The 26338-nt window shown below is 61.1% G+C and carries 24 protein-coding genes; 8 read left to right on the top strand and 16 right to left on the bottom strand.

Translation table 11 applies throughout. The features are described from left to right. Positions 1 to 20: 20 nt before the first annotated feature. Positions 21 to 1238, bottom strand: a complete 1218-nt coding sequence (locus ACIOVD_RS17210) for a glycosyltransferase (RefSeq protein ID WP_401129231.1) — start codon at positions 1236 to 1238, stop codon at positions 21 to 23. Then, on the bottom strand, positions 1232 to 5872 hold the full coding sequence (locus ACIOVD_RS17205) for a hypothetical protein (RefSeq protein WP_401129229.1): 4641 nt from the start codon (positions 5870 to 5872) through the stop codon (positions 1232 to 1234). Before ACIOVD_RS17205 ends, ACIOVD_RS17210 begins: the two co-directional genes overlap by 7 nt. 246 nt (positions 5873 to 6118) lie before the next feature. Between ACIOVD_RS17205 and ACIOVD_RS17200 the strand changes: the two genes are divergently transcribed. From ACIOVD_RS17200 to ACIOVD_RS17190, 3 genes are all read left to right on the top strand, one after another. Further along, positions 6119 to 7615, top strand: a complete 1497-nt coding sequence (locus tag ACIOVD_RS17200; RefSeq protein ID WP_401129227.1) for a PAS domain S-box protein — start codon at positions 6119 to 6121, stop codon at positions 7613 to 7615. 137 nt (positions 7616 to 7752) lie between these two features. Continuing rightward, positions 7753 to 7998: a DUF1652 domain-containing protein gene (locus ACIOVD_RS17195; RefSeq protein ID WP_095168388.1), complete on the top strand. Its 246-nt coding sequence runs from the start codon at positions 7753 to 7755 to the stop codon at positions 7996 to 7998. A gap of 126 nt (positions 7999 to 8124) precedes the next feature. Continuing rightward, entirely contained in the window at positions 8125 to 8343 is a 219-nt protein-coding gene (locus ACIOVD_RS17190) for a hypothetical protein (protein ID WP_143501188.1), read from the top strand. On the opposite strand, the gene ACIOVD_RS17185 is transcribed toward ACIOVD_RS17190, so the two are convergent. Both ACIOVD_RS17185 and ACIOVD_RS17180 read right to left on the bottom strand, forming a co-directional pair. Further along, a complete protein-coding gene (locus tag ACIOVD_RS17185) occupies positions 8333 to 9730 on the bottom strand; it encodes a HAMP domain-containing sensor histidine kinase (RefSeq protein WP_095168385.1) in 1398 nt (465 codons plus the stop codon). The genes ACIOVD_RS17190 and ACIOVD_RS17185 overlap by 11 nt on opposite strands. Further along, positions 9708 to 10391, bottom strand: a complete 684-nt coding sequence (locus ACIOVD_RS17180) for a response regulator transcription factor (protein ID WP_095168383.1) — start codon at positions 10389 to 10391, stop codon at positions 9708 to 9710. The genes ACIOVD_RS17185 and ACIOVD_RS17180 overlap by 23 nt, the downstream gene beginning before the upstream one ends. A 600-nt stretch (positions 10392 to 10991) precedes the next feature. Between ACIOVD_RS17180 and ACIOVD_RS17175 the strand changes: the two genes are divergently transcribed. The 4 genes from ACIOVD_RS17175 to nudC all read left to right on the top strand — a co-directional run bounded on the left by ACIOVD_RS17175 (position 10992) and on the right by nudC (position 14355). Continuing rightward, positions 10992 to 11309, top strand: coding sequence for a hypothetical protein (locus ACIOVD_RS17175; RefSeq protein WP_401129270.1), 318 nt, complete (start codon positions 10992 to 10994; stop codon positions 11307 to 11309). Between the two features lie 194 nt (positions 11310 to 11503). Next, positions 11504 to 12445, top strand: a complete 942-nt coding sequence (locus ACIOVD_RS17170; RefSeq protein WP_401129224.1) for a hypothetical protein — start codon at positions 11504 to 11506, stop codon at positions 12443 to 12445. 260 nt (positions 12446 to 12705) lie between these two features. Further along, positions 12706 to 13518: a crotonase/enoyl-CoA hydratase family protein gene (locus ACIOVD_RS17165; RefSeq protein WP_095168379.1), complete on the top strand. Its 813-nt coding sequence runs from the start codon at positions 12706 to 12708 to the stop codon at positions 13516 to 13518. 6 nt (positions 13519 to 13524) lie between these two features. Then, positions 13525 to 14355, top strand: coding sequence for an NAD(+) diphosphatase (gene nudC / locus ACIOVD_RS17160; protein WP_401129222.1), 831 nt, complete (start codon positions 13525 to 13527; stop codon positions 14353 to 14355). On the opposite strand, the gene ACIOVD_RS17155 is transcribed toward nudC, so the two are convergent. The 9 genes from ACIOVD_RS17155 to ACIOVD_RS17115 form a co-directional block, all read right to left on the bottom strand. Further along, complete coding sequence (locus ACIOVD_RS17155) at positions 14323 to 15102, bottom strand: TSUP family transporter (RefSeq protein ID WP_095168375.1); 780 nt, start codon at positions 15100 to 15102, stop codon at positions 14323 to 14325. The two genes, nudC and ACIOVD_RS17155, sit on opposite strands and share 33 nt — an antisense overlap. A 96-nt stretch (positions 15103 to 15198) precedes the next feature. Next, positions 15199 to 16137, bottom strand: a complete 939-nt coding sequence (locus ACIOVD_RS17150) for a helix-turn-helix transcriptional regulator (protein ID WP_159995590.1) — start codon at positions 16135 to 16137, stop codon at positions 15199 to 15201. A 102-nt stretch (positions 16138 to 16239) separates the two neighbouring features. Continuing rightward, on the bottom strand, positions 16240 to 16740 hold the full coding sequence (locus ACIOVD_RS17145; protein ID WP_095168372.1) for an outer membrane beta-barrel protein: 501 nt from the start codon (positions 16738 to 16740) through the stop codon (positions 16240 to 16242). Between the two features lie 109 nt (positions 16741 to 16849). Further along, positions 16850 to 17317 (bottom strand): EAL domain-containing protein, encoded by a 468-nt coding sequence (locus tag ACIOVD_RS17140; RefSeq protein ID WP_320334402.1) that lies wholly within the window; start codon positions 17315 to 17317, stop codon positions 16850 to 16852. A 240-nt stretch (positions 17318 to 17557) separates the two neighbouring features. Then, a complete protein-coding gene (locus ACIOVD_RS17135) occupies positions 17558 to 18040 on the bottom strand; it encodes a hypothetical protein (RefSeq protein ID WP_237234990.1) in 483 nt (160 codons plus the stop codon). Beyond that, complete coding sequence (locus ACIOVD_RS17130) at positions 18037 to 18840, bottom strand: transcriptional regulator (RefSeq protein WP_401129218.1); 804 nt, start codon at positions 18838 to 18840, stop codon at positions 18037 to 18039. Before ACIOVD_RS17130 ends, ACIOVD_RS17135 begins: the two co-directional genes overlap by 4 nt. An 87-nt stretch (positions 18841 to 18927) precedes the next feature. After that, complete coding sequence (locus ACIOVD_RS17125; RefSeq protein WP_159987292.1) at positions 18928 to 19545, bottom strand: DUF3313 domain-containing protein; 618 nt, start codon at positions 19543 to 19545, stop codon at positions 18928 to 18930. 180 nt (positions 19546 to 19725) lie between these two features. Beyond that, a complete protein-coding gene (locus ACIOVD_RS17120; protein WP_095168362.1) occupies positions 19726 to 20205 on the bottom strand; it encodes a nuclear transport factor 2 family protein in 480 nt (159 codons plus the stop codon). 40 nt (positions 20206 to 20245) lie between these two features. Beyond that, a complete protein-coding gene (locus tag ACIOVD_RS17115; RefSeq protein WP_095168360.1) occupies positions 20246 to 20824 on the bottom strand; it encodes a TetR/AcrR family transcriptional regulator in 579 nt (192 codons plus the stop codon). A gap of 115 nt (positions 20825 to 20939) precedes the next feature. Between ACIOVD_RS17115 and pssA the strand changes: the two genes are divergently transcribed. Continuing rightward, the gene (gene pssA / locus ACIOVD_RS17110) at positions 20940 to 22283 is read left to right on the top strand and encodes a CDP-diacylglycerol--serine O-phosphatidyltransferase (protein ID WP_095168358.1); all 1344 of its coding nucleotides are present in this window, start codon (positions 20940 to 20942) and stop codon (positions 22281 to 22283) included. Positions 22284 to 22286: 3 nt separating this feature from the next. Here the strand turns inward: pssA and ACIOVD_RS17105 are convergent, their stop codons facing one another. The 3 genes from ACIOVD_RS17105 to ACIOVD_RS17095 all read right to left on the bottom strand — a co-directional run bounded on the left by ACIOVD_RS17105 (position 22287) and on the right by ACIOVD_RS17095 (position 26236). Continuing rightward, positions 22287 to 23489: an MFS transporter gene (locus tag ACIOVD_RS17105; RefSeq protein ID WP_401129214.1), complete on the bottom strand. Its 1203-nt coding sequence runs from the start codon at positions 23487 to 23489 to the stop codon at positions 22287 to 22289. Positions 23490 to 23790: 301 nt separating this feature from the next. After that, complete coding sequence (locus tag ACIOVD_RS17100) at positions 23791 to 25380, bottom strand: ABC-F family ATPase (protein WP_095168355.1); 1590 nt, start codon at positions 25378 to 25380, stop codon at positions 23791 to 23793. 301 nt (positions 25381 to 25681) lie between these two features. Next, complete coding sequence (locus ACIOVD_RS17095) at positions 25682 to 26236, bottom strand: ClbS/DfsB family four-helix bundle protein (protein WP_401129212.1); 555 nt, start codon at positions 26234 to 26236, stop codon at positions 25682 to 25684. Positions 26237 to 26338 lie beyond the last annotated feature (102 nt).

Genomic DNA, 26338 nt, shown 5'->3' with positions numbered 1-26338 from the left:
CGCGCCCCAGGTGCGCGCACTCACGTATTGAACCAGGAGTGTTCATGCCCGATATCGACCACGGCTCGGCGATTGAACGGAAAGTAATGATCGATCAGGGCCATTTGCTGGTCGACATAAGCCTGATCCCACAGGTGATGAGTGTTTGAAATGTTGGCGCCCGGCTCGGCATTGAAGCAAAGCCGATAGTAGTCGGCGCGCTCGACGGCGACCACGTCGTTGAGCACACCGGGGCCTGTGAGGCGGAACAGTTCACGTGCGTAGGTCGGCATGTCCATGGCCGCCTCCCTGGGGTTGCCGAGGATACCCAGGGCATCGACATAGGGCCGGACCTGGGTAAAAAAGCCTGGGCTTTGCACAAAGCGCAGCTGCATCTCCTTGGAAATTTCCTGCAATACGGGATTGTTGGGATGGGACGCGAAAATGCTGCTGTTGTAGCCTGAAAACCCTGCCATCTGCTCAGTGACCTTGGGCCCAAGCAGCAAATCGTTAGGTGCGGCCAGCAATTCGATATCGTTGATATCCACCCGAAAGGTGTCATCGACATCCATGTAGATACCACCATGATGGTCGGTCAAGGGATAGCGCAACACATCGGAGGCTGCCGAGTAATTACGCCCGGGCCCGTGCATGACGGTGGTGTACTGCTGGTAGTTGTCCGATTGCGAGAACATCCTGAAAAACGCGGTGTCCCGTAACGGCGCTATCACCAGCGAGGGCGCGGCCCGTTGCAGTTGCTCCCGAATTTGTGCCAGTACCTCGGCGTCCTGTATATCGACATGCAGGGTCGACACATAACGGCTGCTGAGCCGGCAGTTATGGGCGATGTTCTCGATCAGTCGAGGCGACGGCACGGCATGCCCCAGCCATAGGTAGTGAATGTTCGCAGGGATAGGCGCAAGGTTGCTCGCAAACACCGGGAGCCTGGGCAGTTGCACGGTCTGCATTCTTGCAGGCGCCGGCAGGCTGTCCTTGACCGCGCGCCATTGCGCGACAGGACCGGTGACCCATTGGCCCTGGGCATTGCGCCAGGTGGGTGTAGTCGGTTGCCCCCGAAAATCGATCAACCACCAGCAACCTTGCTGCACCATGAAAATCGCTTGGCAATCCTGCTCTGGCCCCAGGTGAACCCAACCGGTGACGGACATGCCATCGACCGGGATGGTGACCTCATGCACGGGTGCCAGCTGTTGTTGCGGCGTGCGTGGCAGGCGGCATAGGCCGCTGACGCTCAGCATGTGACCTCCCAGGCCTGGCGCGAGGCGTTGAAGGTGACTACCGGCCCCTGCACCTCAGCGCTGTGGACCCGCCATTGCGTGGTATCGGGCAGCGGGCTTACAGCGTAGGGATGGCCCTGCATGAGGATGTAGGTGTGCCGGTTTATCGTGTAAAGGTTCATGACGGGGGTGACGTGCGAAAGATCAATGCCGTGGGCGACCAATTGGCGCTGTTGAGGGATAGTCAGGGCGTTGCGGGTGACAGACAGGTTTGGCTTGAAGAAAGCCAGCGCGTCGGCCTGCCTGAATGCGGCCAGGGTGGTCAGGTCCTGTGAGCGCAACAAGTCGCCGGAGGCGGCCCCCAGGGGCGGCAGGTTCAGGCCGTTGGCAAGCTGCGATGCATGGAGTTGTCCGCGAACGAAGCGCGAGCCGGCGCGTACCAGCGCCACGCCTTTGATACCCCCTTGAAACAGGAATATCGCCGGCCCCAGCGGGTTGGCCGCCTGAGCAAAACCTTTGGCCAACACTGCACCGAACTCCCGGGCACCCTGGGCGGTTTGCGCCGCCTTGAGCGCCAACCGGGAAATCCCGAAGGATGTCGAACGCACTACCAGGCGTCCCACCTGGACGTAAGCCCTCACGGCATGCAATACGGCACTGCCAAAAGGCACCAGGTAGCTCAGCGCTTCCAACCCGGCGAACAGGAAGGTACCGGGGGTTACGGTGCCGCGGCTGATGTCCAGGTACACCGAATAGCCGGGCACAAAGAAACTCGCCAGGCGCTCGTTGCTCGCCGCCAGACTCTCGCGATAGCGTTCATAGGGGGTCGGCTCACGCAAGACGTCGTACGCCTGGTCGACGGCTTTGCCAAAGACTTCGTCGACCATCTTCTGGCTGAGAAAACGGATTTTTCCATCACGATCCAGTGCGCTGATCTGGCGAGCTACTGTGTAGAAACCAACGTCCAGTTCGGGTTCCGCGAGAACCTTGCCGGGACGCCCTTGAAGGTAGGCGTCCTGGTCCAGATCCGGCACTGCGCTCATGTAGGGCGACTCGTGATAAATGGCGTCGGCCGTAGGGGGTGAAAACCTGTAGTTGACGCGAATTCTTCGCGTGCCGTTGCGTCCCAGCAGGCGAATCGTGCCCGATGCAGAAAAGATTTCGTAGGCGTACTCCTGATCATCCTTCTTGTAGAGTGCGATCAACCCGTGGCAGGCGGTCTGGCGTTGCCCCTGGGGATCCTTGAAGGACACCTTGATGAATTTGTAGGCCCCAAGGATCCTGTCACGGTCCAGCGCCGGCAAGTCGTGCAAGGCCAGGACCATGCGCTCTACCTGGCCTTGCAGGTAATTTTGCTTGAAGTCCTGGTAGCGCTCCTCGAACGCTGCTTGAAGCGCACAGCCGCCGTCGATATCAGGGACAAAACCCAATTCGCTGACACCGAATGCACGCTCTACACCACAGGTCATATAGCGTTCGAGCGCGGTCATGCGCATCGAGCGACCAAGCTCGTGATAACCCTTCACAAAAAATCGCAGTACCTGGCTTTCAGTGAATGATGACCGGCGTTGCAGGTTCAGTTCCGGTTGCGACTTCAGACGTTCCAGGGCCATGGATTTGCGCACGGGAGGCACTTGTGCCAGTTGGGTAAAGGTTCTTGCCTCAAGCATTTGTTGCTGTTGCAAATGCAGCAAGGCTGCCAATGACTGATCCGGCCCGACCTGGTCAGCGCTAGTCTGCGCAATGACGCCCCGGCACATCGCAAAGTGCAAGGTGGCGACTTGGCCACTGACGGCAATCGCCAGTTGTGCTGGCTCAGGCAATTGCTCGAACGGGCATTGGCTGTAGAAGCTCATCAGCTCCTGATAACGGTGAATCAGCGAAGAACCGGGGCGAAGCTGTTCTGCCAGGTTGACCGCATGACGGAACTGGATGGCGCTCAGGCTCTGTCCGAACAGCAGAGTGTCAGGCACATTGCGGACCAGCAACTCCGGAGCATGCTCACGACACAGCAAGGTAAAGGTCAACGCACCTGCCCCACGGGCGCTGCTTTGCTTAAACGTGGCCTGCAGGTGCTGGCGCAGGTGTAGACGTACCTGCTCATGGGTACGCTCTCCCAACGCCACGGTTAACAGGTTCAGCCCGCAGACATGCCCCAGGGAGCGGCTGGCCACCGGCTCGAGATAGTTGGTCAACGCCTCGAGCGCCATGGCCCTGCGCAGTGGGGGCGATTGAAGATGCCGGGGATCCATTGCCCGTTCGAGCCGGTGAAAGCCCGGAAAGTCACACAGTAAGTCGAGGAACAGCCCGTGGGTCAGCAGGTAAGGATCCGTGTGGGAGGGGGCGGTTGCTGCTGGGTACACAAGGCTGACCTGCAAGTAATCGCACAGGGCATCGACGTCGGCAGGCGTGCTCCTGGCGCCGATGATTGAATCAATCCTGAAGCTGCCGGCCCGTATGCGGGCCTGGGCTTCGTCCAGCACGGTGGCGCTGTAGCTGAGGTCCAGGCGCTCGGAGGCGGCGGGATTCAGGCCGAGCAAGCCTGGAGTCACCAGGTCGGCGGTATGTCGTGCCTGTTCGCGGGTCGCGTCGCGGGCTAGTAGTTGCTCCATGACGAAACACTTGTAGCCACGGCTATCGGGAACCTCCCACTGCGCATTCAGCCGATGCAATTGATAGCGGTAGATCTTTTCGATGACGCGGAAGGCGAGCGCTGGGGTGATGGCGCCCTGGGCAAAATAATACGGCGTTCGGTTCAGCACTTGGCCAACACGCTCGATCGTTTGCGGGCTGGCCAGTGCTTCAAGCATCAGCTGACGACGTTCGGCGTCTGTCAGTGCCCCAGTCCTGAGGGGCGGCATGTCGAAAAACGTCAAGGCCAGGGCATTGCCGTCGCGACCGGCTTCGTTGCGGTGGGCCGTCCAGGCATTGAACAACTGTTGGTCGGCGATCTTTTCGACGAGCCGCAGGTTACGTTCGGCCACCCATGGCGCCAGATCCTGGACGCGGGATGTCTCAAGGGCGGCATCCAAATGTCCGAGGAATGCGAGCAGGCCTTGGTCCAGTACCGACCCCTTGCCGGTTTCAACGGCAAAGTTGAGGTTTTTATCTTGCATTGCCAGCGTGGCGTCGATCAGTTCGCCGACCAGGTCCGACGCAAGCGGGTACGCGTGAAGGGATACTCGCTCGATGCTGTCACGCAGCGCGCTGGCCAGATGCAGGGCGTCGTGCCTGGTCAGGCATCCCAGTAATGGACCTGCTCCTGGCGCCTGAGCCAATTGCTCAGTGACGTCGCGGTTCAGCGCTGTCCACCCGGTAAATACCTGCAGCCCTCTGGTCGGCGTCACACAGATGATCGGGCCTTGCAGTTGCTCGAAGTCTGGCGCATCCGCCAGAGCGGGCGTGATGAGGAAGCAGCGATTGAGTACGCAGGTACGAAAGCTCGCGCGGTCTTGCAAGGCCAGGGTATGGATGCACGCGGTGGTCGGGTCTTCAAGCGTTCTGAACAGGAATTGATAGTGCGTAGTTTCCAGCGTGCCATCCAGTACGCCCAGGCGTGCAGCATCCTGCAAGCGTGCCGTCAGTTGGCTACCCCATGCCTGTTTGCGCGGTATACCCGGGCTGGGGGTATCCCAGTAGTGCTTGAGGTCGTCTAGCCACCTTGCCGTCCAGTTGCGCAGGAACTCGAGGAGACCATCGAACAGGGTGCGGCTGACGGGCAGGAAGGCGTGGAGTTTGAAATTGCTGTAGTTGACCGGTGCTTCCCTGAGCAAGTCCGCGCTGCTGACTGGGCTCGACGGGCCGTCCTGCTGCTGGACGTGAAGGTCCTGATACAGGGATATCCAGAGGGTTTTGCATTCCCGGCCCTCAGGCGGGGTCGTGTTGGCGCGCAGCATCTCGGTGATCAACTGTGCAACCGGTTGGTTGTACGACAGCGCGACAGCCGGACGTTGCGTGACCGGGTCGAGCATGATCAGGGCCGGGTCATCTTCTTCTGCAGCGTGTACCCGCATCGAGTAAATCGTTGCCGGATCGAGGGTCGGAGCAACTTCGCCGATCAGCTCGGTGAGCCCTTTGATCAGCGTTGCCTGCGCGCTCGGCTGCTGGGCAAACAAGCCGATCTGCTCGAAGCGGTTACCCAGCATTCGCCCAATCTGCTGGCGTTGCAGTCCGCGCACGTGGCGAGCATCGACGATGCTGGCGAGCAGGCTGATCTGATCGTTATGCAGTACATAGGCGTTGTGGTTGTGCTCCAGGGCCCGGGCAAAAAAGCTGGCTCGGAACTGGCTTCGCGCTTCGCTATCCGGGAGCGAATCGGGATAAGCCGCACGGTCGGCAAAGTCCCGCCAGATGGTCGAGGCCAACTGGTACATGAACTCCAGCATCCAATCGGGACCGATGGTATCCAGGGCGCGGCCCGTGGCCCGGGCCGCGATCAACCGGGTTGCCTTGAGGTTGAGCAGCAGTGGCAGCACGCTGCCGTCGGTCCATTGGCCAATGCTGTCGGGCGCCGTGGCACTCAGGGCGCGGTGAACATCGACGCTCGTCAGGTAGCCCAGCATCTGCCGGGCTTGCATGCTTTCCAGGCTACTGATGGACGGATCACCGAGGTGGGTGAGGTAGGTGCGGATCGTGAGCGGAGTGAAGGGTTGCATAGTGGGCTCCCGTTAAGAGTGAGCTTCACTATCAAAAAAACCGAACCCGGTAATGCGGTACATAGTTATCGCTTGCCAATGTGTTTTTGCGTGGTATTGCACAGCACTCTGGAGCGAGCCTGCTCGCGATGGTCGCTAACGATGACGCGTATTGCCTGAATACACGCGTAGTCTTTTGCGCACGAATGCGGTGCGTCGCGGTCGTACCCTTCACAGGGCCCAGGCCCAGCGCAACGGGGAGACGTAATGAGCCAGGATGTACTTGCCACTGAAACCAATCGCCGGCAGTTGCAGCAAATCATCGCCGGGCTGTCCGACGGGGTGATTCTGCTGGATGCGGACAAGACTCTGCTGTGGGCCAATGACGCGGCGCTGGCCATGCACGGGGTCGAGCGGATCAGCGACCTGGGGGCCAACGCCCGCGAGTATGCCCGGCGATTCACCCTGCGCTATCGCAACAACCATCCGGTGTTGGTGAAAAACTACCCCATCAGCCGGGTTGCCAATGGTGAGACCTTCAGCGATGTGGTGGTCGAAGTCACGCCGACCGGCGACCCGGAGCGTACCTGGGTGCACCGCATCCGCAGCATGATCCTCACCGATCAGCAGGGTGCGCCGGAATCCCTGGTGCTGATCCTCAGCGATGCCACTGAATGGGCCAGCGCCGAGCAGCGCTTTGAAAAAACCTTCAATGCCAACCCGGCCCCGGCGGTGATCTGCCGCCTCAGCGACCTGCGTTACCTGAAGGTCAATCAGGGTTTCGTGGAAATGACCGGCTACTCACGCGAGCAGATCATTGGCCGTTCGTTGTACGAACTGGACGTGCTGGAGGACGCCGAGCGCCGCGACCTGGCCATCGAGCGCCTGAGCCAGGGCATTACCGTTCCGCAAATGCAGGCCGACCTGCGCCTGCCCGATGGCAGCCGCAAATTGGTAGTGGTGGCCGGGCAGCCGCTGGACCTCAACGAAGAACCGTGCATGCTGTTTTCCTTCGTCGACCTGGAATTGCGCCGCAGGGCCGAAACCGCGCTGCGCCAGAGTGAGGAGCGGTTCGCCAAGTCGTTTCGCATGAGTCCGGTGCCGACCCTGATCTGCAGCGCCGAGAGTCTGCAGGTGGTAGACGTCAACGATGCCTTCCTCAACAGCATCGGGTACGCCAGTGAGACGCTGTTGGGCAAGACCATCGATGAGCTTGGCTTCTTCGCCACCCGGGATGCCGCCAGCCAATTGTTTGCTACGTTGAAGAGGCTCGGCAGCGTGGAAAGCGTCGACCTGCAAGTGCGCAAGCAGGACGCGGTGCTGATCGACTGCGCGGTCTGGGCCGACACGGTGAGCATCCAGGACCATTCTTGTTATCTGCTGGTGCTGATGGACATCACGGAACGCAAACGCACCGAGCTGGAACTGGTGGCGGCGATCGAGGAGGTGATGCAGGACGCCTCCTGGTTCAGCCAGACCCTGATCGAAAAGCTGGCCAACGCCAAGAGTGCCCATCGCAGCCACCGGCCGAGCGTGGCGTTTACCGAACTTACCGCCCGTGAGCGCGACGTGCTGGGTTTGATCTGCGAAGGCCTGGCTGACAAAGAGATCGCCGCGCGGCTGCAACTGGCGCCCAATACCGTGCGTAATCACGTGGCTACGCTGTACTCCAAACTGGCCGTGCACAGCCGTAGCGAGGCTATTGTCTGGGCCCGTGAACGTGGGTTGTTTGCTGGTGAGCGGCGGCTGAAAAGCCCGAAATAAAGGTGCAAATGCACTAGTCGCGACAGTGCAAATTGAGCTTCTGCAACGGCTCGCCAGTTCATAGGCTGTCAGGGTGCGCATCGTCCATCGGACGTTTGCCGCTTCCTTTCAGCCCAGCCCAATGGACGCCTGCCGTGATGACCCAAGCGCAACTGCGCAGTTACATCGAACAAGCCCTGGCCCCGCTGGCCTGTGACTTCAGCGTGGATGCCGATGGTTGCCTGACGCTGCGAGTGTTCGAAGCGCAAGACGGTCGGGTGCACCTGGTGGTGACCGGGATCAAGCCCGGCCGGCTGACCAGCGCCAGCGACCTGGCGCAAATGCTCGAAGAGCTGCGCTATGAGCTAAGCGCTACCCGCCTGGGGCAGGCCGACAGCGCTTGAACCCGGGTTGGCGGTTGAGGAGCTATCGATCGCTGAACTATCTGAAGTCCTTGCGGCTCTACAGATCAGGCCCTCTGTGGCTTACATTGGGCTGAACTCCTCTTAACCCGACTCGCAGGCCACCTCATGCACACTTTTTTGAGATCTGCTTTTGCGCCATTGCTGTTGCCACTCTGCGCGGTTGCCATCCTCAGTGGCTGCGCCAGCCCACCACCGCCAGTGGTGGTGCAAGCCCCGCCGGTCAAGACCTGCAACACCGCGCAAGATACCCAGGTGCTGGGCCAGGCCCGGGCGGAGGGGGAAGTGACCCGGGTCACTACCACCACCCGTTGCATCACTCAGTAGCCGGCAACAAGCGCTGGCGGCAATCGAGTGTCAGGCGCGCACCGCCCCATTCGCTGACACCGACGTCCAGGCTGAAGCCGTGCAGGTGGACGATGGCGGCGACAATCGACAGGCCCAGGCCGAACCCACCGTTCTGGGCGCTGTCGTCGACCCGGTAGAAGCGCTGGAATACGGCCGTGCGTTTGTCGGCGGGAATGCCGGGGCCGCAATCGTGTACTTCGATCCGGCAACTGCCGGCATTGTCGCTGGCCCGTACCTGCACCTGACCGCCGGCGGGGGTGAACTTGATCGAGTTGCTCAGCAGGTTGGACAAGGCCTCGAACAGCAGCGCCCGGTCGCCGGTCAGTGACGGCAGGCTGGGCGGTGCCTGCAGGCTCAAGGTCAACTGGCCTTCTTCGGCGAGGGGCAGGTAGAAGTCGTGCAGTTCCTGCAGCAGTGGTAGCGGGTCGAACAGCAGGAAGCCGGAACGCCGCTGTTGATCCTCCAGCTCGGAGATCCGCAGCAATCCGCGAAAACGCGCCATCAAGGTGTCGGTCTCGGCAATCACCTGGTCCAGTTGCGCCGCCTCGGTCGAGCCTTCGGCTGCTTGCTGCTGGATCCGGTACAACTGGGCGCGCAGCCGGGTGAGCGGGGTGCGCAGGTCGTGGGCGATGTTGTCGCACACCCCCTTGACCTCGTTGACCAGGCGTTCGATGCGTTCGAGCATGGCGTTGACGATGGCGGCCAGCATGTCCAGTTCGTCGCGGCGGCTGGACAGCGGCAGGCGGTGGTTGAGGTTGCCGGCGACTATGGCTTCGGCGCTGGCCTGCAGGGCGTGAATGCGGCGCAGGGGGCGGCGGCGCAACAGGTACCAGCCGGCAATGCCGGGAATGATGGTCAGCGATACACCCCAGAGCAGCGCATGCAGGATGATCCGATTCACGGCAAACAGTGAACCGTTGTCGCGCGCCAGCACCAGCCAGCGACCATCCAGGGTCGGCGTCGCCACGGCGTCGCAGCTGTCCGGGGGGAGGCGTGGGTCATGGGGGTCGGCGCAGTTGGCGAGCTCATGCACTTTGCCGTCCAGCGGCAGACCCTCGGGGATCTGCTGGATCAGCCCGTGCAGGGGGCGGTGAAAGGCGTCGAACAGGCCGTAGGCATCAACGCCGCGTTGGTCGAAGGTGGTGCTGGCGATCAGCGCTTCATCCAGTTGCTCGCCGTGAAAGCGCGAGAACAGGTGCTGGCGTTGCATGATCGAATGCCGGGACAGGTTATCCAGGTAGCTCGACACCTCGTAGTACATCACGCCCATCAGCAGGCAGCTCCAGACCACGAACAGTGCGCTGTAGAGCGCCAGCAGGCGGCTGCTGGAGGAGCGCCAGCCTTTAGACGGGTTCAGCAATGACATAACCCGAGCCTCGCACGGTGCGGATCAGTGGCAGCAGCCCTGGTGGGTCGACTTTTTTGCGCAGGCGGCCGATGTGGACGTCGATCAGGTTGGTACCGGGGTCGAAGTGGTAACCCCAGACTTCTTCGAAGATCATCATCCGCGAGAGGATCTGCCCGCTGTTGCGCAGCAGGAATTCCAGCAGTTTGTATTCGGTGGGCAAGAGGATCAGCAGTTGCCCGGCGCGGGTGGCTTCGCGGCTGATCAGGTTGAGTTCCAGGTCGGCCACCTGCAGGGTGGTTTCCACGCTCTTGACGGTGTTTTGGCGGCGCAGCAGGACTTCGACCCGGGCGGCCATTTCATCGGTGGCGAAGGGTTTGGTCAGGTAGTCGTCGCCTCCGGCGCGCAGGCCGCGTACACGTTCGTCGACATCGGACAGGGCGCTGATCATCAGGATCGGGGTTGACACACCCATGGTGCGCAGGGTGGTGACGATGGCCAGGCCGTCGAGTTCGGGCAGCATGCGGTCGAGGGTGATCAGGTCGTAGTCGCCGCTGACCGCGCGGGCCAGGCCTTCGCGACCATTGGCTACCCAGTCTACGTCGAGGCCGTGGCTGCTCAGTTCGGCGACGATCTCCCGGGCGGTGACTGCGTCGTCTTCAATGGTCAGGATTCGGGTCATGGGGTTGCCTGAGGGTGGGTGAGTTGCCTGGCGTAGTGTGCCAAGAAATGGGGGTTGGGTTGCTAAATTAAAGTTTATATAGGGGGCGTGGGGGCATATCCGTTACAGCGGTAACGGCTACTTATGGTTTCGCCCTTACGGCGACTCCCTTTTGCAAACGCCCAAAAGGAAGCAAAACGCTTTGCCCCAAGCGTACGGCCCCTCGCTAGGGCTCGGGGTTCCTTCGCTACGGTATCCATCCGGGGGCATCGCCTCCGGTTTGCTTCGCTGCACCTCCTCTCGATGTATGCGGCTTCGCCGCATGGCGCTGCGCGCCTACCCCCTGATGGACACCTTGGCTCAGCCTGCCGATGGGGCGGGTGGATCAAGATCAAGAGCCAGAGCACGGCGACCTGCCGGTCGGCCTGAGTGGTGAGGGCGGGCGAGGCGGCCTATCGGCCGGCCTGCTTTTGCCGAGTTTGGGAGGCTCAAGATCAGGGGTGGCAGGCGAGCTGGTGCTCGGGCTGTTGAGGGGTGTGGGTTGTGTGTGGAACATTGATATCATCCGGCCATACTTTTTTCGGGAGTTTGATCGTGCGTGTTTTGTCTCGCCGTGGTTGGATGCCGTCTTTGTCTGTGTTGCTCTTCCTGGGGTTCGCGATGTCTTTTGCTTCGGCGGCAAATCAGCCGTGCTCCGGAAAGAAAGGTGGGATTGCCCGTTGTGACGGCGAGTTGTTTTTGTGCAATGACGGTTCTATCAGTGCGTCGAAAAAAAGCTGTTCGGCCACATTCGGCCAGAAGGCCGGCAGTGCCGTGGCCCAGCCTTTGTTGCAGGACTCGGGTGGGTGTCAGTGTGGCAGCGGGGCGTTTTGTACCGGGCCCAGGGGTGGGGTTTATTGTCTGACGCCCAGTGGCAACAAGAGCTACAAGCGTAAGTAGCGGTTGTGATTTGGGCAGTGCATTACGCCCGCTGCATCGGGGCGGTTGTTGCAAATTGCATGAGTGGAAAACCGCCGAAGATTTCAACTGATTGAATTTAAAGGTTTTATTCAAAGTTCGTAGCTGGCATGTTGACTGCAATATCAGGTCTGAAGCGTTGCAACAGTCTTCCTCATGCCTGGAGCACTACAACAATGAATAGAACCTCTGATATGTATCCGGCCGATCTGCCAGCGTCGAGTGCGCTGTCGGGGGTGTCCTGGGCGGCGATTTTTGCCGGGGCGGCGGCTGCGGCAGCGCTGTCGCTGATTCTCGTGGTGCTGGGTTTTGGCCTCGGATTTTCGGCGGTGTCGCCGTGGGCCGGGAGCGGGATCAGTGCCAAGGGCCTGGGGATTTCGACTATCGTCTGGCTGGCTTTCACCCAGATTGTTGCCTCCGGGCTCGGTGGCTATATCGCTGGGCGGTTGCGGGTGAAGTGGTCGAACATGCATGGCGATGAGGTGTATTTTCGCGACACGGCCCATGGCTTTCTGGCTTGGGCGGTGGCGACCCTGGTGACCGCGACCCTGGTGGTCGGTTCGGTCAGCAGCATCGTCAGTGGTGGGGTGCAGGCCGGTGCCAGTGTGGCAGGCGGGGCGGCCAGTGCCATGACCATGGCTGCGGGGACCGCTGCCAGCCAGGGCAGCGCGGATGATTACGGTTATTTCGTCGACAGCCTGTTTCGTGATGATCGTCCGGCGGCGGTGAGCGACGATGCCGCCCATGCCACCGTGACCCGGATTTTCGTGCAGACCCTCAGCCATGACGGTCAACTGGCGGCGGAGGATCGTACCTACCTGGCCCAACTGGTGGCCCAACGGACCAACCTGACCCAGGCGGATGCCGAGCGGCGGGTCGATGAAGTGTTCGCCAAGGCGCACAAGGCGGTCGAGGATGCCAAGCTGGCGGCCAAGCAAGCAGCCGATACTGCCAGCAAAGTGGCGGCCTGGACCGCGCTGTGGATGTTTGTCGCACTGTTGTGTGGTGCTTTTTTTGCCAGCCTCGCCGCTACCTTTGGCGGTCGTCGCCGGGACGCGGTGGTGTACCTGGAACCGGCCGGCTATATCCCGGTCTCTGCGCCCACTGCCATTCGTTGATTGAGGAGAACTACCATGCGCTCACTCCTGCTGTTTTTCCTCGGCGTACCAATCCCGATCATTATCCTGATTGCCTTGTTCATGCATTGATCCTGCTACAAGGCTGAACCAACCGCGTCTGCCCCTGGCAGGCGCGGTTTTTTGTGCGCCCGGTATTTGGCAAGGGCAGTCCTGTTTTTGGCCGATGCGGCGCCTACGGCAGGAGGCATCGGCTTGGTATAGTTCGGGCCTTCATTTCTGTGCCAGCAAGGACTACTGCCATGCCCGAATATCAAGCCTTCCGCGTCGAACTGGCGGACAACATCGCCCATGTGCAGATCAACCGTCCGGAAAAGATCAACGCGATGAACGCGGTGTTCTGGACCGAGATCATCGAGATTTTCCAGTGGATCGAAGACACCGACGAGGTGCGCGCGGTGGTGATCAGTGGTGCCGGCAAGCATTTCTCCTCGGGGATCGACCTGATGATGTTGGCCGGGGTGGCTAACGAAATGGGCAAGGACGTGGGTCGCAACGCGCGCCTGCTGCGCCGCAAGATCCTCGCCTTGCAGGCCTCGTTCAATGCGGTCGACAACTGCCGCAAGCCGGTGTTGGCGGCAATCCAGGGGTATTGCCTGGGTGGGGCCATTGACCTGATCAGCGCCTGCGACATGCGCTATGCGGCCGCCGATGCGCAATTCTCGATCAAGGAAATCGACATCGGCATGGCTGCCGACGTCGGTACCCTGCAACGCTTGCCGCGGATCATTGGTGACGGCATGCTGCGTGAACTGGCTTACACTGGACGCACCTTTGGTGCCGAGCAAGCACGCGAGATTGGCCTGGTCAACCGGCTCTATCCGGACACCGAGAGCCTGCTGGACGGGGTCATGGGCATAGCCCGCGAGATCGCCGCCAAGTCGCCAATCGCTATCGCCGGTACCAAGGCAATGATCAGCTACATGCGTGATCACAGCATCAACGATGGCCTGGAATACATCGCCACCTGGAACGCCGCCATGCTGCAGTCCAACGATCTGCGCGTGGCCATGGCCGCCCATATGAGCAAACAGAAGCCCGAATTTCTGGATTGAGCCCACATGACTTCACGCTGGACCACGGCAGTACTCGACACCGACGTAACCGGCGGCTGGGCAGTAGCCCGCAGCCCCGAAGGCTTTTTGTTCGATGACAATGGCGCGCTGTTCCCCCGGGAATGGCTCAAGCGCCAGGATTTGTCGCTGCTCGCCGAGCATGGCATTGGCCATCTCGACGGCGAGCCGGTGTATCTGCTGGAGTTGCAGGCCGCAGGCGAGGTGCCGGGGTGTGGCTGGAAAGGCTTGCGTGGGTTCATGCTTGAAGGCGATCACACGTTGTACAAGGTACTGGGCTACGCCGCGCAGATCGGCACCTGGGCCCGCGAGCACCGTTTTTGTGGCAACTGCGGCCAGGCCATGGTCCAGGTGCCACGTGAGCGGGCGATGTATTGCCAGCCGTGTGACTTGCGCAGTTACCCGCGGATTTCACCGAGCATGATTGTGCTGATCACCCGCGGCGACGACATCCTCCTGGCGCGTTCACCGCGGTTTGTCAGCGGGGTCTACAGCACCCTGGCCGGTTTTGCCGAGCCGGGGGAGTCGGCCGAGGACTGCCTGATTCGCGAGGTGCGCGAGGAGGTGCAGATCGAGGTCAGGAACATCCAGTACCTGGGCAGCCAGTGCTGGCCGTTCCCTCATTCGATGATGCTCGGCTTCCATGCCGAGTACGCCTCTGGCGAGATCGTCCCGCAAGCCGACGAGATTGAAGACGCCCAGTGGTTCAACATTCACGCGCTGCCGCCGTTGCCGGCGTCGCGCTCGATTGCCCGTTATCTGATCGACGTCTACGTTGCGCGGCGCTTAGGCCACGCTGAACCAGTGCTGCCAGGCTAGGCGTACGGTCAGGCCCAGCACTACCGCGATGAATACCGGGCGAATGAACTTCGCCCCACCGCTGATGGCGGTGCGCGCCCCAAAAAACGCCCCGACCATCACCGACACACCCATGCTCAGGCCGATGATCCAGTCCACTTGCCCGGAAAAAATGAACACCGACAGCGCGGCCGCGTTGCTGACGAAGTTCATGCTGCGCGCCACGCCGCTGGCCTTGACCAGGTCGATGGGGTACAGCAGCAGGCTGCTGACGGTCCAGAACGCGCCCGTGCCGGGACCGGCCACGCCGTCGTAGAAACCTAGGCTGAAGCCCTGGGTCGACTGCCACTTCTTCTTGATCGGCGCGTCGCTGTCCACCGGCGCCTTGGGCGTCCCGCCAAACAGCAGGTACAGGCCACAGGCAAACACGATCACCGGGAGCATTTTGTTCAGCCATTCGGCCGGCAGGTAGTGCGCCACGACCGCACCGGCCAGCGCTCCCACCAGGGTGCCGACAATCGCATGCACCCACTGCCTTGGATGGAACAGCTTGCGCCGGTAGAAGGTGACGCTGGCGATGGCCGAGCCGAAAGTCGCGCTGAGCTTGTTGGTGCCCAGCACCAGGTGCGGGGGCAGGCCGGCGGTGAGCAGGGCCGGGGTGGTCAACAGGCCGCCGCCGCCGGCAATGGCATCGATGAAACCGGCAATGAACGCGACAACGGCCAGAATGGCCAGGGTGGTGAGGTCTACGCTGAGTTCGAAAGGCATGGGGTCGACTTATTCGGTGGGGCAGTGGGATAAGGCCGGCGCCATCTTACCCATAACCTGTGGCGGCCGCGACCGCCACACCACCTGCCGCCAGGTTCAGGCGCTGTTGCGGCGCAACGTCTGGGACGGCGATTCACCGTAACTGCGCTGATAGTCCTGGGAGAAACGCCCCAGATGGAAGAAGTTCCAGTGCATGGCCGTTTCGGTCACGGTCGCCCAGCGCTGGGTCAGCAGGTCGTGTCTGGCGTTAGACAAACGCAGGGTGCGCAAGTACGCCATGGGCGTGGTGCCGAAGGTCTCGACGAAACCCTGGTGCAAGGTGCGGCCGTGGGTTCCCAGGGTTTGCGTGAGCTGCTCCATGCACAGGGCGGTGTGCGCATGGGCGTGCAGGTATTCGATGGCCTGGCTGGCGATTTGTCTGCGCAATGGCGCCTCGCGCGCCGAGTCATGGCGTGGGCTCAGGGCTTGCAGCAAGGAGCTGAGCAAGGTCGCTTCCCATTGCGCGCCGGACACGACGTCAGGTGGATGGCGCTGGTTCAACGAGACGCTGATGGCGTTGACCGCGTTCAGCACCGAGTAATGATCGTGCGCCTGATAGCGCTGGCCCTGGCGCTGCTTGAGCACATCAGTGGTGCCGTACAGTTCGCGGCACTGCTCGTAGTGCTCCAGGGTGGTGGTAACGGTGAACAGCGCTTCGTTGGGCTCGCACAGGTAATGCACCGGTTCGCCGCTGTACAGCACCACCATTTCATTGGGGTACAGCCGCTGGTGGTTCCAGGTCGGGCGGCCCGTGGTGGACTGGGACAGGGCGAAGGTGATGTGCCCGTCGGGAACACAACTGACGGCGCTGATGGAGCACTTGAAATCGAACCGGCTATGGCGCAGGCGAGGGCCGCGCATGTGCTTGAGGCGATGGATGCGCGCGTGTTTCTCGACGGAAGAAAAATCGATGTGCCATTGGTCATTGCCGGTGGACAGTTCGTCCAGGGCAACGGATTCGAGGGTCAATAAAGCAGGGGTTGGAAGGGCGGACATGCTGTACAGGAAGGGCACCTGAAAAAGACTCGGGTTGAGTGGGCCTCGCGGCGTCTGAGTGGCCAGGTCGGGCGAGCATTGCGCGCGCCCGACCGGCGAAACTCAGAACAGTATATAGGCCGACGCCGTGGTCTGGTTCAGATCTAGGTTACCGACCTGTAACACTTCATACTCGGCGCGGATGCCAATGTTGCGCAGCACATCCATCTCGACCCCGGCGCCGTAGGTCAGGTCGACCCCGGTGTCATCGTCGGCAGCGTTGCCATCGGCGTCCCAGGCGTGGGCGCCGACGATGCCGAACAGGCGAATGCGCTCGCCCAGCGGGAAGCCGACGTGGGCGGCGACCTGGGCCGAGTGGCCTTCGAAGTCGAGGTTGTCGTCCTTGAACTTGCCGAGGTCGACAATGGCGCCCTCGAATGCCAGGTAACCATTGGCGCGGTAACCGGCATAGACCTTGTAGCTGTTGTCTTCATCACTCAAGGCGCTGTCGTCGGTTTCGATGCTAGTCACACCGGCGCCCAGGTAAAAGCCCTTGTCATCGGCGAACGCTGGCAGCGCCAGCAACGACAGTAGGGAAACGAAGGCGAATTTTCGAAATGGCATGTGCAGGGTAGTCCTTGTACGGGTTTGTCAGGTGTGAAGTGTTGGGCGGGAAATTGCCCGGCCCCAATCATGGATAAAAGTCATTAATGCTTATTGCCGTCGCCGCGGCTCAGCGCCCCAGAGTCTGCGCTTCGTTGGCAATCGCGAAGTACTTGCGGGCCAGCGCGGCAATGGGCAGCGCGGCTGGCTGATTGCCAGGGGAACTGGCGCAGGCATCGAGCATGATCGCCGAGGCGGGGATGGCGTACCGCTCCAGTACGTCGGCAACAAAGTCCGGGAAATCAGGGTCGAGGATGTCCAATGGGGACAGGGGAAGGCAGATGGAGAAGTCTTTGCAGGCCCACAGGTAGGTGCTGTAGTCCTCGGCAACCTGGCGGACCACGGCACCTGTCAGTTGCTGCGCTACCTGGGGTGCGATACTGACGCCGCCCCGGGCCCAGCGTGACAGGGCCCTGGCGCCGACCAGACGGCCCGTGCGCCGATCAGTGATGGGCAGGTAGTTGATCTCAAGCCATCGGTTACTTACACAGCTCGACAAGTCCTGTTGTCTCGCCCACGCCAAATAGTGCGCCATCATGGTTTGACCCTGGTGTATTCAAATCGGCTGTTGCAACCCGTGGCGGCTGTTCACACGTCCACTAGCCAGGCCAGGGTGATTCCGCACAGGTAGGCGAAGGTGCACAGCAGGATCTTTTGTTTGAGTGGCAAGCGATTCAAGCGACGGCTGAGCATGCTGACCTCCTAGGGACAGGGAAATGGAGCAGGGTGGGAATGCCAGGCGCGCAATGGAAATGATTGATTGTCATTTGCCGGGATTTCAGTGGTTCATGCAGCGCAGGCGGTCCATTTCATGGAGGAAGAAACACAGGGTGTTTTCACTGGGCGTCGCCAGCAGGCTGTAGTTGAGCGTGGAGCCTTCCTGGACGACGTACTGGCGACGAAAAAACAGCTCCGGGGTTTTTTCGATGGCAAACAGTTCGCGATCATGGCTCAGTTTGGCGCGCACCACTTGTACCTGGAGGGCGTCATTGCCCGATTGGGTGATGTCGGCAGTCAAGGTGGCATGACGGAACTTGCCATTGAGACTTTCGATGGTCGAGTGGGTCATTCGATGCGCGTTCACCGTGAGGTATTCCTCGGTGTTCAATTGGCTCTGGTCATCCAGCCACTGCTGGCTCTGGGTGTGAAAGTTGCTGTTGTTCTCGAACGGCACCGGCGAATAGAGCCAAGCTCCGATACAGCCCAGGTTGATCAGCCCCAGCAACAGCCACTGCACAAGGGTTTTTGTCTGGCGGTTCACAGGGTCACCTCCAGGCATTGCGCAAGCATGCTGGCGAGTGGTTTTTGCTGGGGGTTGAACAGCATATTGCGGGTACTTTGATCGGCGCGAATGCAGGAGATCGAGTAGTTGGAGCGGGACTGGTTGATCCAGACCTGGCCGACCAGGTTCTTCGGCAGGTCTTGCAGTTGTTGCTCGACCGCGGTGTTGAGTGCCCGGGCCGAATCGAGGCTGCTACCCAGGGTATTGATGGTCAACTGCTCACGCTGGGAGCTGGCCACTTCGATGCTCGGCGCCTTGGTCGAGAACGTGTAGTGGGCCAGGGTTGCCAGGCACGTGAGCAGGGTCACGGCACAGGCAATCGATAGCCATCCGATGGGCTGTTTCGGTTCGACAGTAGGCGCTGTATCAGCGGTTGGGGTGGCCACCCTGATGGGTTCCAGCTCGACCGGCTCAGGCGTCGGCTGAGCCTGCAAGGTGGTCCCGGCGCTGACATACGCCGGGTTGAAGCGATAGCCACGGCGCGGAATGGTCATCAGGATTTCGTGATCGCGGCTGTCGTTGAGCAAGTTGCGCAGGGAGAACACCACCTGGTTCAAGCTGCCCGAGGCGACCACCCGATCATTCCAGGTGTGCTCGATAATCTGCTCGCGGGACTTGATCACCCCAGGTTCAGCGAGCATCAGATCCAGCAGGCGTGATTCGGCTCGACCCAGGGTGCTGTGCTGAACTTCGCCCAGGGGCGTGGTGATCGATAACCTGGAGTCCTCAGGATTGAACAGGGCCTTCGAGCCGTTTTTCAAGGTGAAAGAATGGCTCATGGTTCGTCCTCTTGGGTGCTCGTGTTCGCGAAGTTCTGCTGGTCAGCCACGGTCTGGCCAACCAGGGGACTGTTGCCAGGTGTCGGATCAGTCGGTGGTGGTTTGTTTGGCGAAGGCCAGGTCAGCGCGCTCGCGCAATTGTTTGGCCCAGGCATCGAGGGCGGGGTAGGTGTCCTCGACCTTGGTGGCGTCCGATGGCGAGATTTGCTTGCCAGTGGTGGCGCTGACGGATTGAGCCAGAAGTTCGCCAGTCTGGGCGTCGCGCATTTCGCTTTCAAAGAAGATGCGCAGGCTTTCATCCCGGGTGCCAGTCAGGTACATGGCGCCGCCGATGACAAACCCGATCGGCAGGTATTCGGGAATCGACAGGTCACGCGGGGTGCGTTCGGTGCCGGTGATGGCGGTGCGCAGCATCAGCGCATGGGGTTCCGGGCGACGGGTTACTTCGTAGCCTGCCGTCAGGAACTGATGCTGCAGCGCCTGGTTCAGGTATTTGAGCATGGCGGTGGTGTCCGCCGGGCTGCGCGAGAGGTCCTTGCCGGTAAAGTAAAAGCGCGGCGGCTCCAGGTAGACCCGTTTCTGGTAGGCCTGGTTTATTTCAAGGCCAGGCTTGACCCACATTTCGCTCTTGGGCCATTGCGGGTCCTTGCTCAGCCTTGCGTAGTCGTTGAGGAATCCGGAATGGCGTGTGTCAGCGTCGGGCATTGTCGTACAACCGGTCACGGCGAGGAGCAGGACCACTGGAAGCAGGCGAAAGAGGCGTATCACTGGATTACCCATGGGCTGTGGCGAATGAGCCGCGCATGGTGCAGGGCGCCCGGGGGTGGCGCTATCCGAAAACTGCGAGGCCCGAAAGCGCTACCCCAGGCGGCTTAAGCTCAAGCTCTACAGACCCAGCTCAGACAGCCCGGGATGGTCGTCCGGCCGCCGGCCCAGGGGCCAATGGAACAGACGCTGGTGCTCCTCGATCGGCAGGTCGTTGATGCAGGCATACCGCTTGGCCATCAGGCCCTGTTCATCGAACTCCCAGTTTTCATTGCCGTAGGAGCGGTACCAGTTGCCCGAGTCGTCGTGCCATTCGTAGGCATACCGCACGGCGATGCGGTTATCGCTGAACGCCCAGAGCTCCTTGATCAACCGGTAATCCAGCTCCCGGGCCCATTTGCGGGTGAGGAAAACCCTGGCTTGCTCGCGGTCGTTGATGAACTCGGCGCGGTTGCGCCATTGGGTGTCCAGGGTATAGGCCAGCGACACCCGCTGTGGGTCGCGGGAGTTCCAGCCGTCTTCGGCCAGGCGCACCTTGTGCATGGCCGACTCGCGGGTGAAGGGAGGCAAGGGCGGACGAACTTCGGCAGCAGAGGACATAAAGTGGCTCCGGGCAGGTTGGGGTAAAAACAGCAGGTGTCTACGGATTGACGCATTCGAGCTGTAACAGCTTGCGCACCATGTCTTGCGCAGTATCAGCGGCACTCTGATCACCCGTCACCAGGGCGACGGTAATGGCGCCATCGATCAGGATCAGCAACTGCCTGGCCAGTGCGTGTGGGTCCTGCACGGCATGGTCGAGACACAGGGTGTGCAGGTAGTCGAGCAGCTTGTCTTTATGCGCTTTGGCGACCTGGCGCACCGGGTCCTGGGGATCGCCGGTCTCGCCACTGGTGTTGATGAATGCGCAGCCGCGAAAGCCTTCGCTGGCGAACCAGGCCTTGAGCACGTCGAACAGCTTGAGCAGGCGCTCGCCAGCAGTCGGGGCCTGGTCCACCTGGCTGGTGAACCAGTGCATCCAGCGCTGATCGCGACGCTGCAGGGCGGCAACGATCAACTCGTCCTTGTTGGCGAAGTAGCGATAGATGCTCTTGCGCGAGACCCCGGCGGTTTTCACCAGCAAGTCCATGCCCGTGGCGGCAATGCCACTTCGGTAGATTAACTTTTCGGTGACGTCGAGGATAATATCGCGGGTGTCGTTACTAGTGATTGAGTTCATGTGGCAAAGAGTAGAACGATCATTCTCCTTGGTCAATGCTAGATTCGAAATGTCTATTTTTTCGGACATGGTGTAAGCTCGTGGGTTCTTCGGATTCGACCCATTTGCGAGCCCTATGCCGTCGCTTTTCAAACGTTCCCTGCTGCCAAAACTGCGCAGTTTCCCGCTGACCGCCGATGCGGTCACCATCCTTGATGGCGCTGCCGAGTTCCGTCGTTGCCTGCTGGAGCAGATCGCCCAGGCGACCCGGCGCATCTACATTGTCGCGCTGTACCTGCAACAGGATGAAGCCGGCCAGGAAATCCTCGATGCCCTGCACGCCGCCAAAGCCGCACGTCCGGAACTCGATGTGGTGGTTGTGGTGGACTGGCTGCGGGCCCAGCGCGGCCTGATCGGTGCAGGTAAACAGCCGGGCAACTCGGCCTGGTACCAGCAGATGACCCGCGACCACGCCAGCGAAGTGCCGGTGTATGGCGTCCCGGTCCAGACCCGCGAGTTGTTCGGGGTGTTGCACCTCAAGGGCTTCGTGATCGATGACTGTGTGATCTACAGCGGCGCCAGCCTGAACAACGTTTACTTGCACAAGTTCGACAAGTACCGCTTTGATCGTTATCACCTGCTGCGCAACCGCGCGCTGGCCGACTCCATGCAACACCTGGTGCAACACGGGCTGATCACCTCCAAGGCGGTGCACCGCCTGGACCTGCCGAACCTGCCGAGCACCCGTAGCCTGCGCCACGACATTGGCGATCTGCGCAGCCGCCTCAAGCATGCGGCCTACGACACCGCCGCCGGTGAGGTGGTCAAGGGTGGCCTGTCGGTGAGTCCGCTGCTGGGAGTGGGCAAGAACAACCCGCTGAACCGGGTGATTTGCGAACTGATTGCCAGTGCCCAACAACAACTGACCATTTGCACGCCGTACTTCAACCTGCCCTTGCCGGTCACCCGCGAGATCAACCGGGCCCTGGCCCGTGGGGTGAAGGTCGATATCGTGGTCGGCGACAAGACCGCCAATGACTTCTATATCCCGCCAAGCGAGCCATTCCGGGTCATCGCGGCGCTGCCATACCTCTACGAGATCAGCCTGCGGCGCTTCGCCAAGCGACACCAACGGGTGATCGACAGTGGGCTGTTGAACCTGCACCTGTGGCGTGACGGTGACAACACCTATCACCTCAAGGGCATGTGGGTCGACGAGCGCTACACCCTGTTGACCGGCAACAACCTCAACCCGCGGGCATTTCGCCTGGACCTGGAAAACGCCTTGTTGATCGATGATCCCAAGGCCGAGCTGCAGGAGCCCCGTCGTCGCGAGCTGGCGCAGATTTTCCGCAATACCAGCCGTATCGAGCGTTATCAGCAACTGGAGACGCTGCTGGAGTACCCGCCGGACGTCAGCAAGTTTCTGCGTCGGGTCAGCCGGGTACGGATCGAGCGTCTGCTTTATCGCATCCTCTGAGGCTCAGCGCGGCTTGCGCGACGGCCACACCGCCACCAGCACCAACAGGGCTGCAGCGCAGAGGTAGGGCAGGCGCGGTTCCAGGGCATAGATCAGGGTCCCGGCCAAGGGCCCGATGACCACGCCAAAACCCTGGGCGGCACCGATGCTGCCGGCCGTGGCGCCTTGTTCGCCGGCCTCCACGGCATTGGCGGCCAGGGCGGCGAAGGACGGGAAGATCCAGCCCATGCCCGCCGCAGAGACAAAAAAGCACAACCACAGGCCCCAGGCCGTGTCGGCCAACATGCTGCCGGCATAGCCGCACGCTGCAATCAGCGCGCCGATGCGGATCAGGCGCTGCGGCGACCAATCCAGTTTGCGCACGATCAACTGCGCACAAATCAGCGCCAGGCCGACCATGGTCAGGGCGATGCCGGCGGTTTGCGCCGCTTCGGCCGGGCCCATGCCCAGGCGGTCGATGGCGTAGAAGCCGACAGTGATCTGGGCGATCGACACACAGAGCATGGCCACGAAGGCCACGGCCATTGGCCGGCGCAGGCGTGGGTCGTTGAGGCGTACGCTGCGCGGGGCTTGCTTGAGGTGCAGCTCCTGGCCCTTGAGCTTGAACCGCAGCACCAGGAACGCCAGCAACGGCAGCAGGGCCATGGCGTAGAACGGCAGGCTCAGGCTATAGCGCGACAGCAGGGCAGCAATCGCCGGGCCGATGACCAGGCCACAGGCGTTGGCGGCGCCCAGTGAGGCCATGGCGGGAGCGCGAAGACGGGGTTCGAGGTTGTCGGCGATCAAGGCGTTGCAACCCACCGGAATCGCCGCGTAGAACACGCCAATGATCCCGCGTCCGAGCATGATCCCGATAAACCCCACCAGGGCCGACGGCAGCCATTGCAGGGAGAGGTCGATGAACACGCAGAGCGCCCAGTAGGCGAGGGTGAAACCGCCGACGCCGAGCAACAGGATATGCCGGCGTCCACGGCGGTCGCTGAACTCGCCCCAGGGTCGGGCAAGGATCATCCACAGCACTCCGGACACCGTCACCGCAGCCCCGGCTTGCCAGGTGGCCATGCCCAGCACCCGGGAAATCGGGCCGATCAGCGAAACAAAAGCCATCATCGCCATGGTGCAGGCCATGTTGGCGACCAGTAGCGGGCGCAAGTCAAAAGTACTGTGCGTCAGTGCGGTATCGGCACTGGCGGTGGGCGTGGTCATGGGCAACATCATCCGTGAAAGTCGAGAGCGTGGGTGATGGTAGCCAAATGCTCACGATCCACATAGGTCGGAGTGAAAATCCGTTGCTGTGGTGATGGCTGATTAGATGTGGGAGCGGGCTCGCCCGCGATGGCGGCCTCTGACTCATCCTGGATCTCGGGAGTCCCCCAGTCCCCCGTAGCAGCTGTCGAGCCCGCAGTCCTCGCAGGCCCTCGCACTTCGGGACAAAAGAAATAAAAAAGCCCCGTCACCAGGACAGGGCTTTTACTTGTAGCGTTTCACTTGAAACTGACAGCTGACCTTAGAACACCACGCCTTGGCTGCGCAGGTAGTCGTCGTAGGTGCCGCTGAAGTCGGTCACGCCGCTTGGGCTCAGCTCGATGATGCGAGTGGCCAGGGACGATACGAATTCACGGTCGTGGCTGACGAAGATCAGCGTGCCCGGGTAGTTCTCCAGCGCCAGGTTCAGCGCTTCGATGGATTCCATGTCCAAGTGGTTGGTCGGTTCGTCCATGACCAGCACGTTTGGCTTTTGCAGGATCAGCTTGCCGAACAGCATGCGACCTTGCTCACCACCGGAGATGACCTTGACCGACTTGAGGATCTCATCGTTGGAGAACAGCATGCGGCCCAGGGTGCCGCGTACCAGTTGCTCGCCACCGGTGGTCCAGCGACCCATCCAGTCGAACAGGTTGGATTCGTCTTCGAAGTCCGACGCGTGGTCCTGGGCGTAGTAGCCGATTTCCGCGGCGTCGGTCCATTTCACGCTACCGGCATCCGGGCTCAGCTCGTTGACCAGGGTGCGCAGCAGGGTGGTTTTGCCGATGCCGTTAGGGCCGATGATCGCGACGCGCTCGCCGGCTTCAACCTGGAAGCTGAAGTCCTTGAACAGCGGCTTGCCGTCGAAGCCTTTGGCCATACGCTCGACGATGACCGCCTGGCGGTGCAGCTTTTTGGTCTGCTCGAAACGGATGAATGGGCTGACCCGGCTCGAAGGCTTGACCTCGGCCAGTTGGATCTTGTCGATCGCCTTGGCACGGGAGGTGGCCTGCTTGGCTTTCGAGGCGTTGGCCGAGAAGCGGCTGACGAACGATTGCAGTTCCGAGATCTGCGCTTTCTTCTTGGCGTTGTCCGAGAGCAGTTGCTCGCGGGACTGGGTCGCCACGGTCATGTACTCGTCATAGTTGCCCGGGAACAGGCGCAGCTCGCCGTAGTCCAGGTCAGCCATGTGGGTGCAGACGCTGTTCAGGAAGTGACGGTCGTGAGAGATGATGATCATCAGGCTCGAACGCTGGGTCAGGATGTTTTCCAGCCAGCGAATGGTGTTGATGTCCAGGTGGTTGGTTGGTTCGTCGAGCAGCAGCACTTCCGGATCGGAGAACAGGGCCTGTGCCAGTAGCACGCGCAGTTTCCAGCCTGGCGAGACTTCGCTCATCGGGCCGAAGTGTTGTTCGATGCCAATACCCAGGCCCAGCAGCAGTTCACCCGCACGGGATTCGGCGGTGTAGCCGTCCATCTCGGCGAACTCGGTTTCCAGCTCGGCAACGGCCATGCCGTCTTCTTCGGTCATTTCCGGCAGCGAGTAGATGCGATCGCGCTCGGCCTTGACCTTCCACAGCTCTTCGTGACCCATGATCACGGTGTCGATCACGCTGAATTCTTCGTAGGCGAACTGGTCCTGGCGCAATTTACCCAGACGCACGTTCGGCTCGAGCATGACCTGGCCGCCGGACGGATCGAGGTCGCCGCCGAGGATTTTCATGAAGGTCGACTTGCCGCAACCGTTGGCGCCGATCAGGCCGTAGCGGTTACCTGCACCAAATTTGACCGAGACGTTCTCGAACAACGGCTTGGCGCCGAACTGCATCGTGATATTTGCTGTGGAGATCAATTACTTTACCTTTCAATAGCTTAGGTTGCGCATTTTGCAGCCGGGAGCAATTTCTGACCCATCTGGAGTATGTTTCGCTGCACTCCAGCCTGAGCGTGAGTTGATCCATCGCGCATAAGTAGACAGCAACATCGGCAGGTGTTGGCCGAGTTGCTGGGAAATGAATGCGGGGTTCATGCCAGACATAACGCATATTGTCGCATAAGTATGACGGCAGTTGTACGGCAGCCGATGAGGCATCACCAATGCCTTCAAGGCCGGCCCCCACTGTCTGTGTCGATCAGATGGCTGCTTGATGGACTCACTGTTGCTCGACAGCGGGAACACGCAGGGAGTGGCCAACACCTTTGCAATCCCTGGTTTTCAGCCATTTGCGCAAGCGCCCGCGTGCATTGTCATAGGGCGATGCGGTGTTGAATTGGATCATTCGCCCCATCGTCCAGCGCTCATACCACGGGCACTCATAGAGGTCGGCGTTGGCGTGACTGCGGATGAAGGACACGATCCGCTGTTTCGCCATGTCGAGTCGCTCGAGCAACTGCGCAAAAGCAATGCCCTCGTAGTCGTGGTAGAACTTCTGCGCCAACTCGCCCAGCTGGTTCCACTTGAAGCCGGTTTCCGGGAAGTCGATAACTTGCCCGCGAGCATCCATTTCCAGCCACTTCAACACCAATTCGTTCCAGCCCACGAGGTAGGCGACGAGGTTGGCAACGCTCATCTGAGTCCCTTTGGCGTGTCCCTCCAGGGTGCATTCGTCGAGCCATTGCGTTGGCACACTGTTGAGGGTGCAGAGAAGTTTTTCATAGTGAGTCTCTATGGCATCCAGCAATTGCTCTTTGTTTTGCGGGACGGCCATGGCTCACCTATATCGTGAAAAAACCTGATCCTACCTCAGCACGGAGGAGGGGCTGTAACCCAATAAGCGCCATATCCGTGTTGAGCCCCGCGACGAAATACC

This window comes from Pseudomonas sp. NPDC087626, assembly GCF_044743405.1.
Classification (GTDB): domain Bacteria; phylum Pseudomonadota; class Gammaproteobacteria; order Pseudomonadales; family Pseudomonadaceae; genus Aquipseudomonas.
Note: the sequence above shows the minus strand (reverse complement) of the source record. Positions and strands in the feature narration are given on the sequence as shown.

What these genes read in the sequence shown, in the direction of transcription:
- ACIOVD_RS17210 (WP_401129231.1), bottom strand. Translation starts at nt 1,238, where the DNA reads ATGCTGAGCGTCAGCGGCCTATGCCGCCTGCCACGCACGCCGCAACAA.
- ACIOVD_RS17205 (WP_401129229.1), bottom strand. Translation starts at nt 5,872, where the DNA reads ATGCAACCCTTCACTCCGCTCACGATCCGCACCTACCTCACCCACCTC.
- ACIOVD_RS17200 (WP_401129227.1), top strand. Translation starts at nt 6,119, where the DNA reads ATGAGCCAGGATGTACTTGCCACTGAAACCAATCGCCGGCAGTTGCAG.
- ACIOVD_RS17195 (WP_095168388.1), top strand. Translation starts at nt 7,753, where the DNA reads ATGACCCAAGCGCAACTGCGCAGTTACATCGAACAAGCCCTGGCCCCG.
- ACIOVD_RS17190 (WP_143501188.1), top strand. Translation starts at nt 8,125, where the DNA reads ATGCACACTTTTTTGAGATCTGCTTTTGCGCCATTGCTGTTGCCACTC.
- ACIOVD_RS17185 (WP_095168385.1), bottom strand. Translation starts at nt 9,730, where the DNA reads ATGTCATTGCTGAACCCGTCTAAAGGCTGGCGCTCCTCCAGCAGCCGC.
- ACIOVD_RS17180 (WP_095168383.1), bottom strand. Translation starts at nt 10,391, where the DNA reads ATGACCCGAATCCTGACCATTGAAGACGACGCAGTCACCGCCCGGGAG.
- ACIOVD_RS17175 (WP_401129270.1), top strand. Translation starts at nt 10,992, where the DNA reads ATGCCGTCTTTGTCTGTGTTGCTCTTCCTGGGGTTCGCGATGTCTTTT.
- ACIOVD_RS17170 (WP_401129224.1), top strand. Translation starts at nt 11,504, where the DNA reads ATGAATAGAACCTCTGATATGTATCCGGCCGATCTGCCAGCGTCGAGT.
- ACIOVD_RS17165 (WP_095168379.1), top strand. Translation starts at nt 12,706, where the DNA reads ATGCCCGAATATCAAGCCTTCCGCGTCGAACTGGCGGACAACATCGCC.
- nudC (WP_401129222.1), top strand. Translation starts at nt 13,525, where the DNA reads ATGACTTCACGCTGGACCACGGCAGTACTCGACACCGACGTAACCGGC.
- ACIOVD_RS17155 (WP_095168375.1), bottom strand. Translation starts at nt 15,102, where the DNA reads ATGCCTTTCGAACTCAGCGTAGACCTCACCACCCTGGCCATTCTGGCC.
- ACIOVD_RS17150 (WP_159995590.1), bottom strand. Translation starts at nt 16,137, where the DNA reads ATGTCCGCCCTTCCAACCCCTGCTTTATTGACCCTCGAATCCGTTGCC.
- ACIOVD_RS17145 (WP_095168372.1), bottom strand. Translation starts at nt 16,740, where the DNA reads ATGCCATTTCGAAAATTCGCCTTCGTTTCCCTACTGTCGTTGCTGGCG.
- ACIOVD_RS17140 (WP_320334402.1), bottom strand. Translation starts at nt 17,317, where the DNA reads ATGATGGCGCACTATTTGGCGTGGGCGAGACAACAGGACTTGTCGAGC.
- ACIOVD_RS17130 (WP_401129218.1), bottom strand. Translation starts at nt 18,840, where the DNA reads ATGAGCCATTCTTTCACCTTGAAAAACGGCTCGAAGGCCCTGTTCAAT.
- ACIOVD_RS17125 (WP_159987292.1), bottom strand. Translation starts at nt 19,545, where the DNA reads ATGCCCGACGCTGACACACGCCATTCCGGATTCCTCAACGACTACGCA.
- ACIOVD_RS17120 (WP_095168362.1), bottom strand. Translation starts at nt 20,205, where the DNA reads ATGTCCTCTGCTGCCGAAGTTCGTCCGCCCTTGCCTCCCTTCACCCGC.
- ACIOVD_RS17115 (WP_095168360.1), bottom strand. Translation starts at nt 20,824, where the DNA reads ATGAACTCAATCACTAGTAACGACACCCGCGATATTATCCTCGACGTC.
- pssA (WP_095168358.1), top strand. Translation starts at nt 20,940, where the DNA reads ATGCCGTCGCTTTTCAAACGTTCCCTGCTGCCAAAACTGCGCAGTTTC.
- ACIOVD_RS17105 (WP_401129214.1), bottom strand. Translation starts at nt 23,489, where the DNA reads ATGACCACGCCCACCGCCAGTGCCGATACCGCACTGACGCACAGTACT.
- ACIOVD_RS17095 (WP_401129212.1), bottom strand. Translation starts at nt 26,236, where the DNA reads ATGGCCGTCCCGCAAAACAAAGAGCAATTGCTGGATGCCATAGAGACT.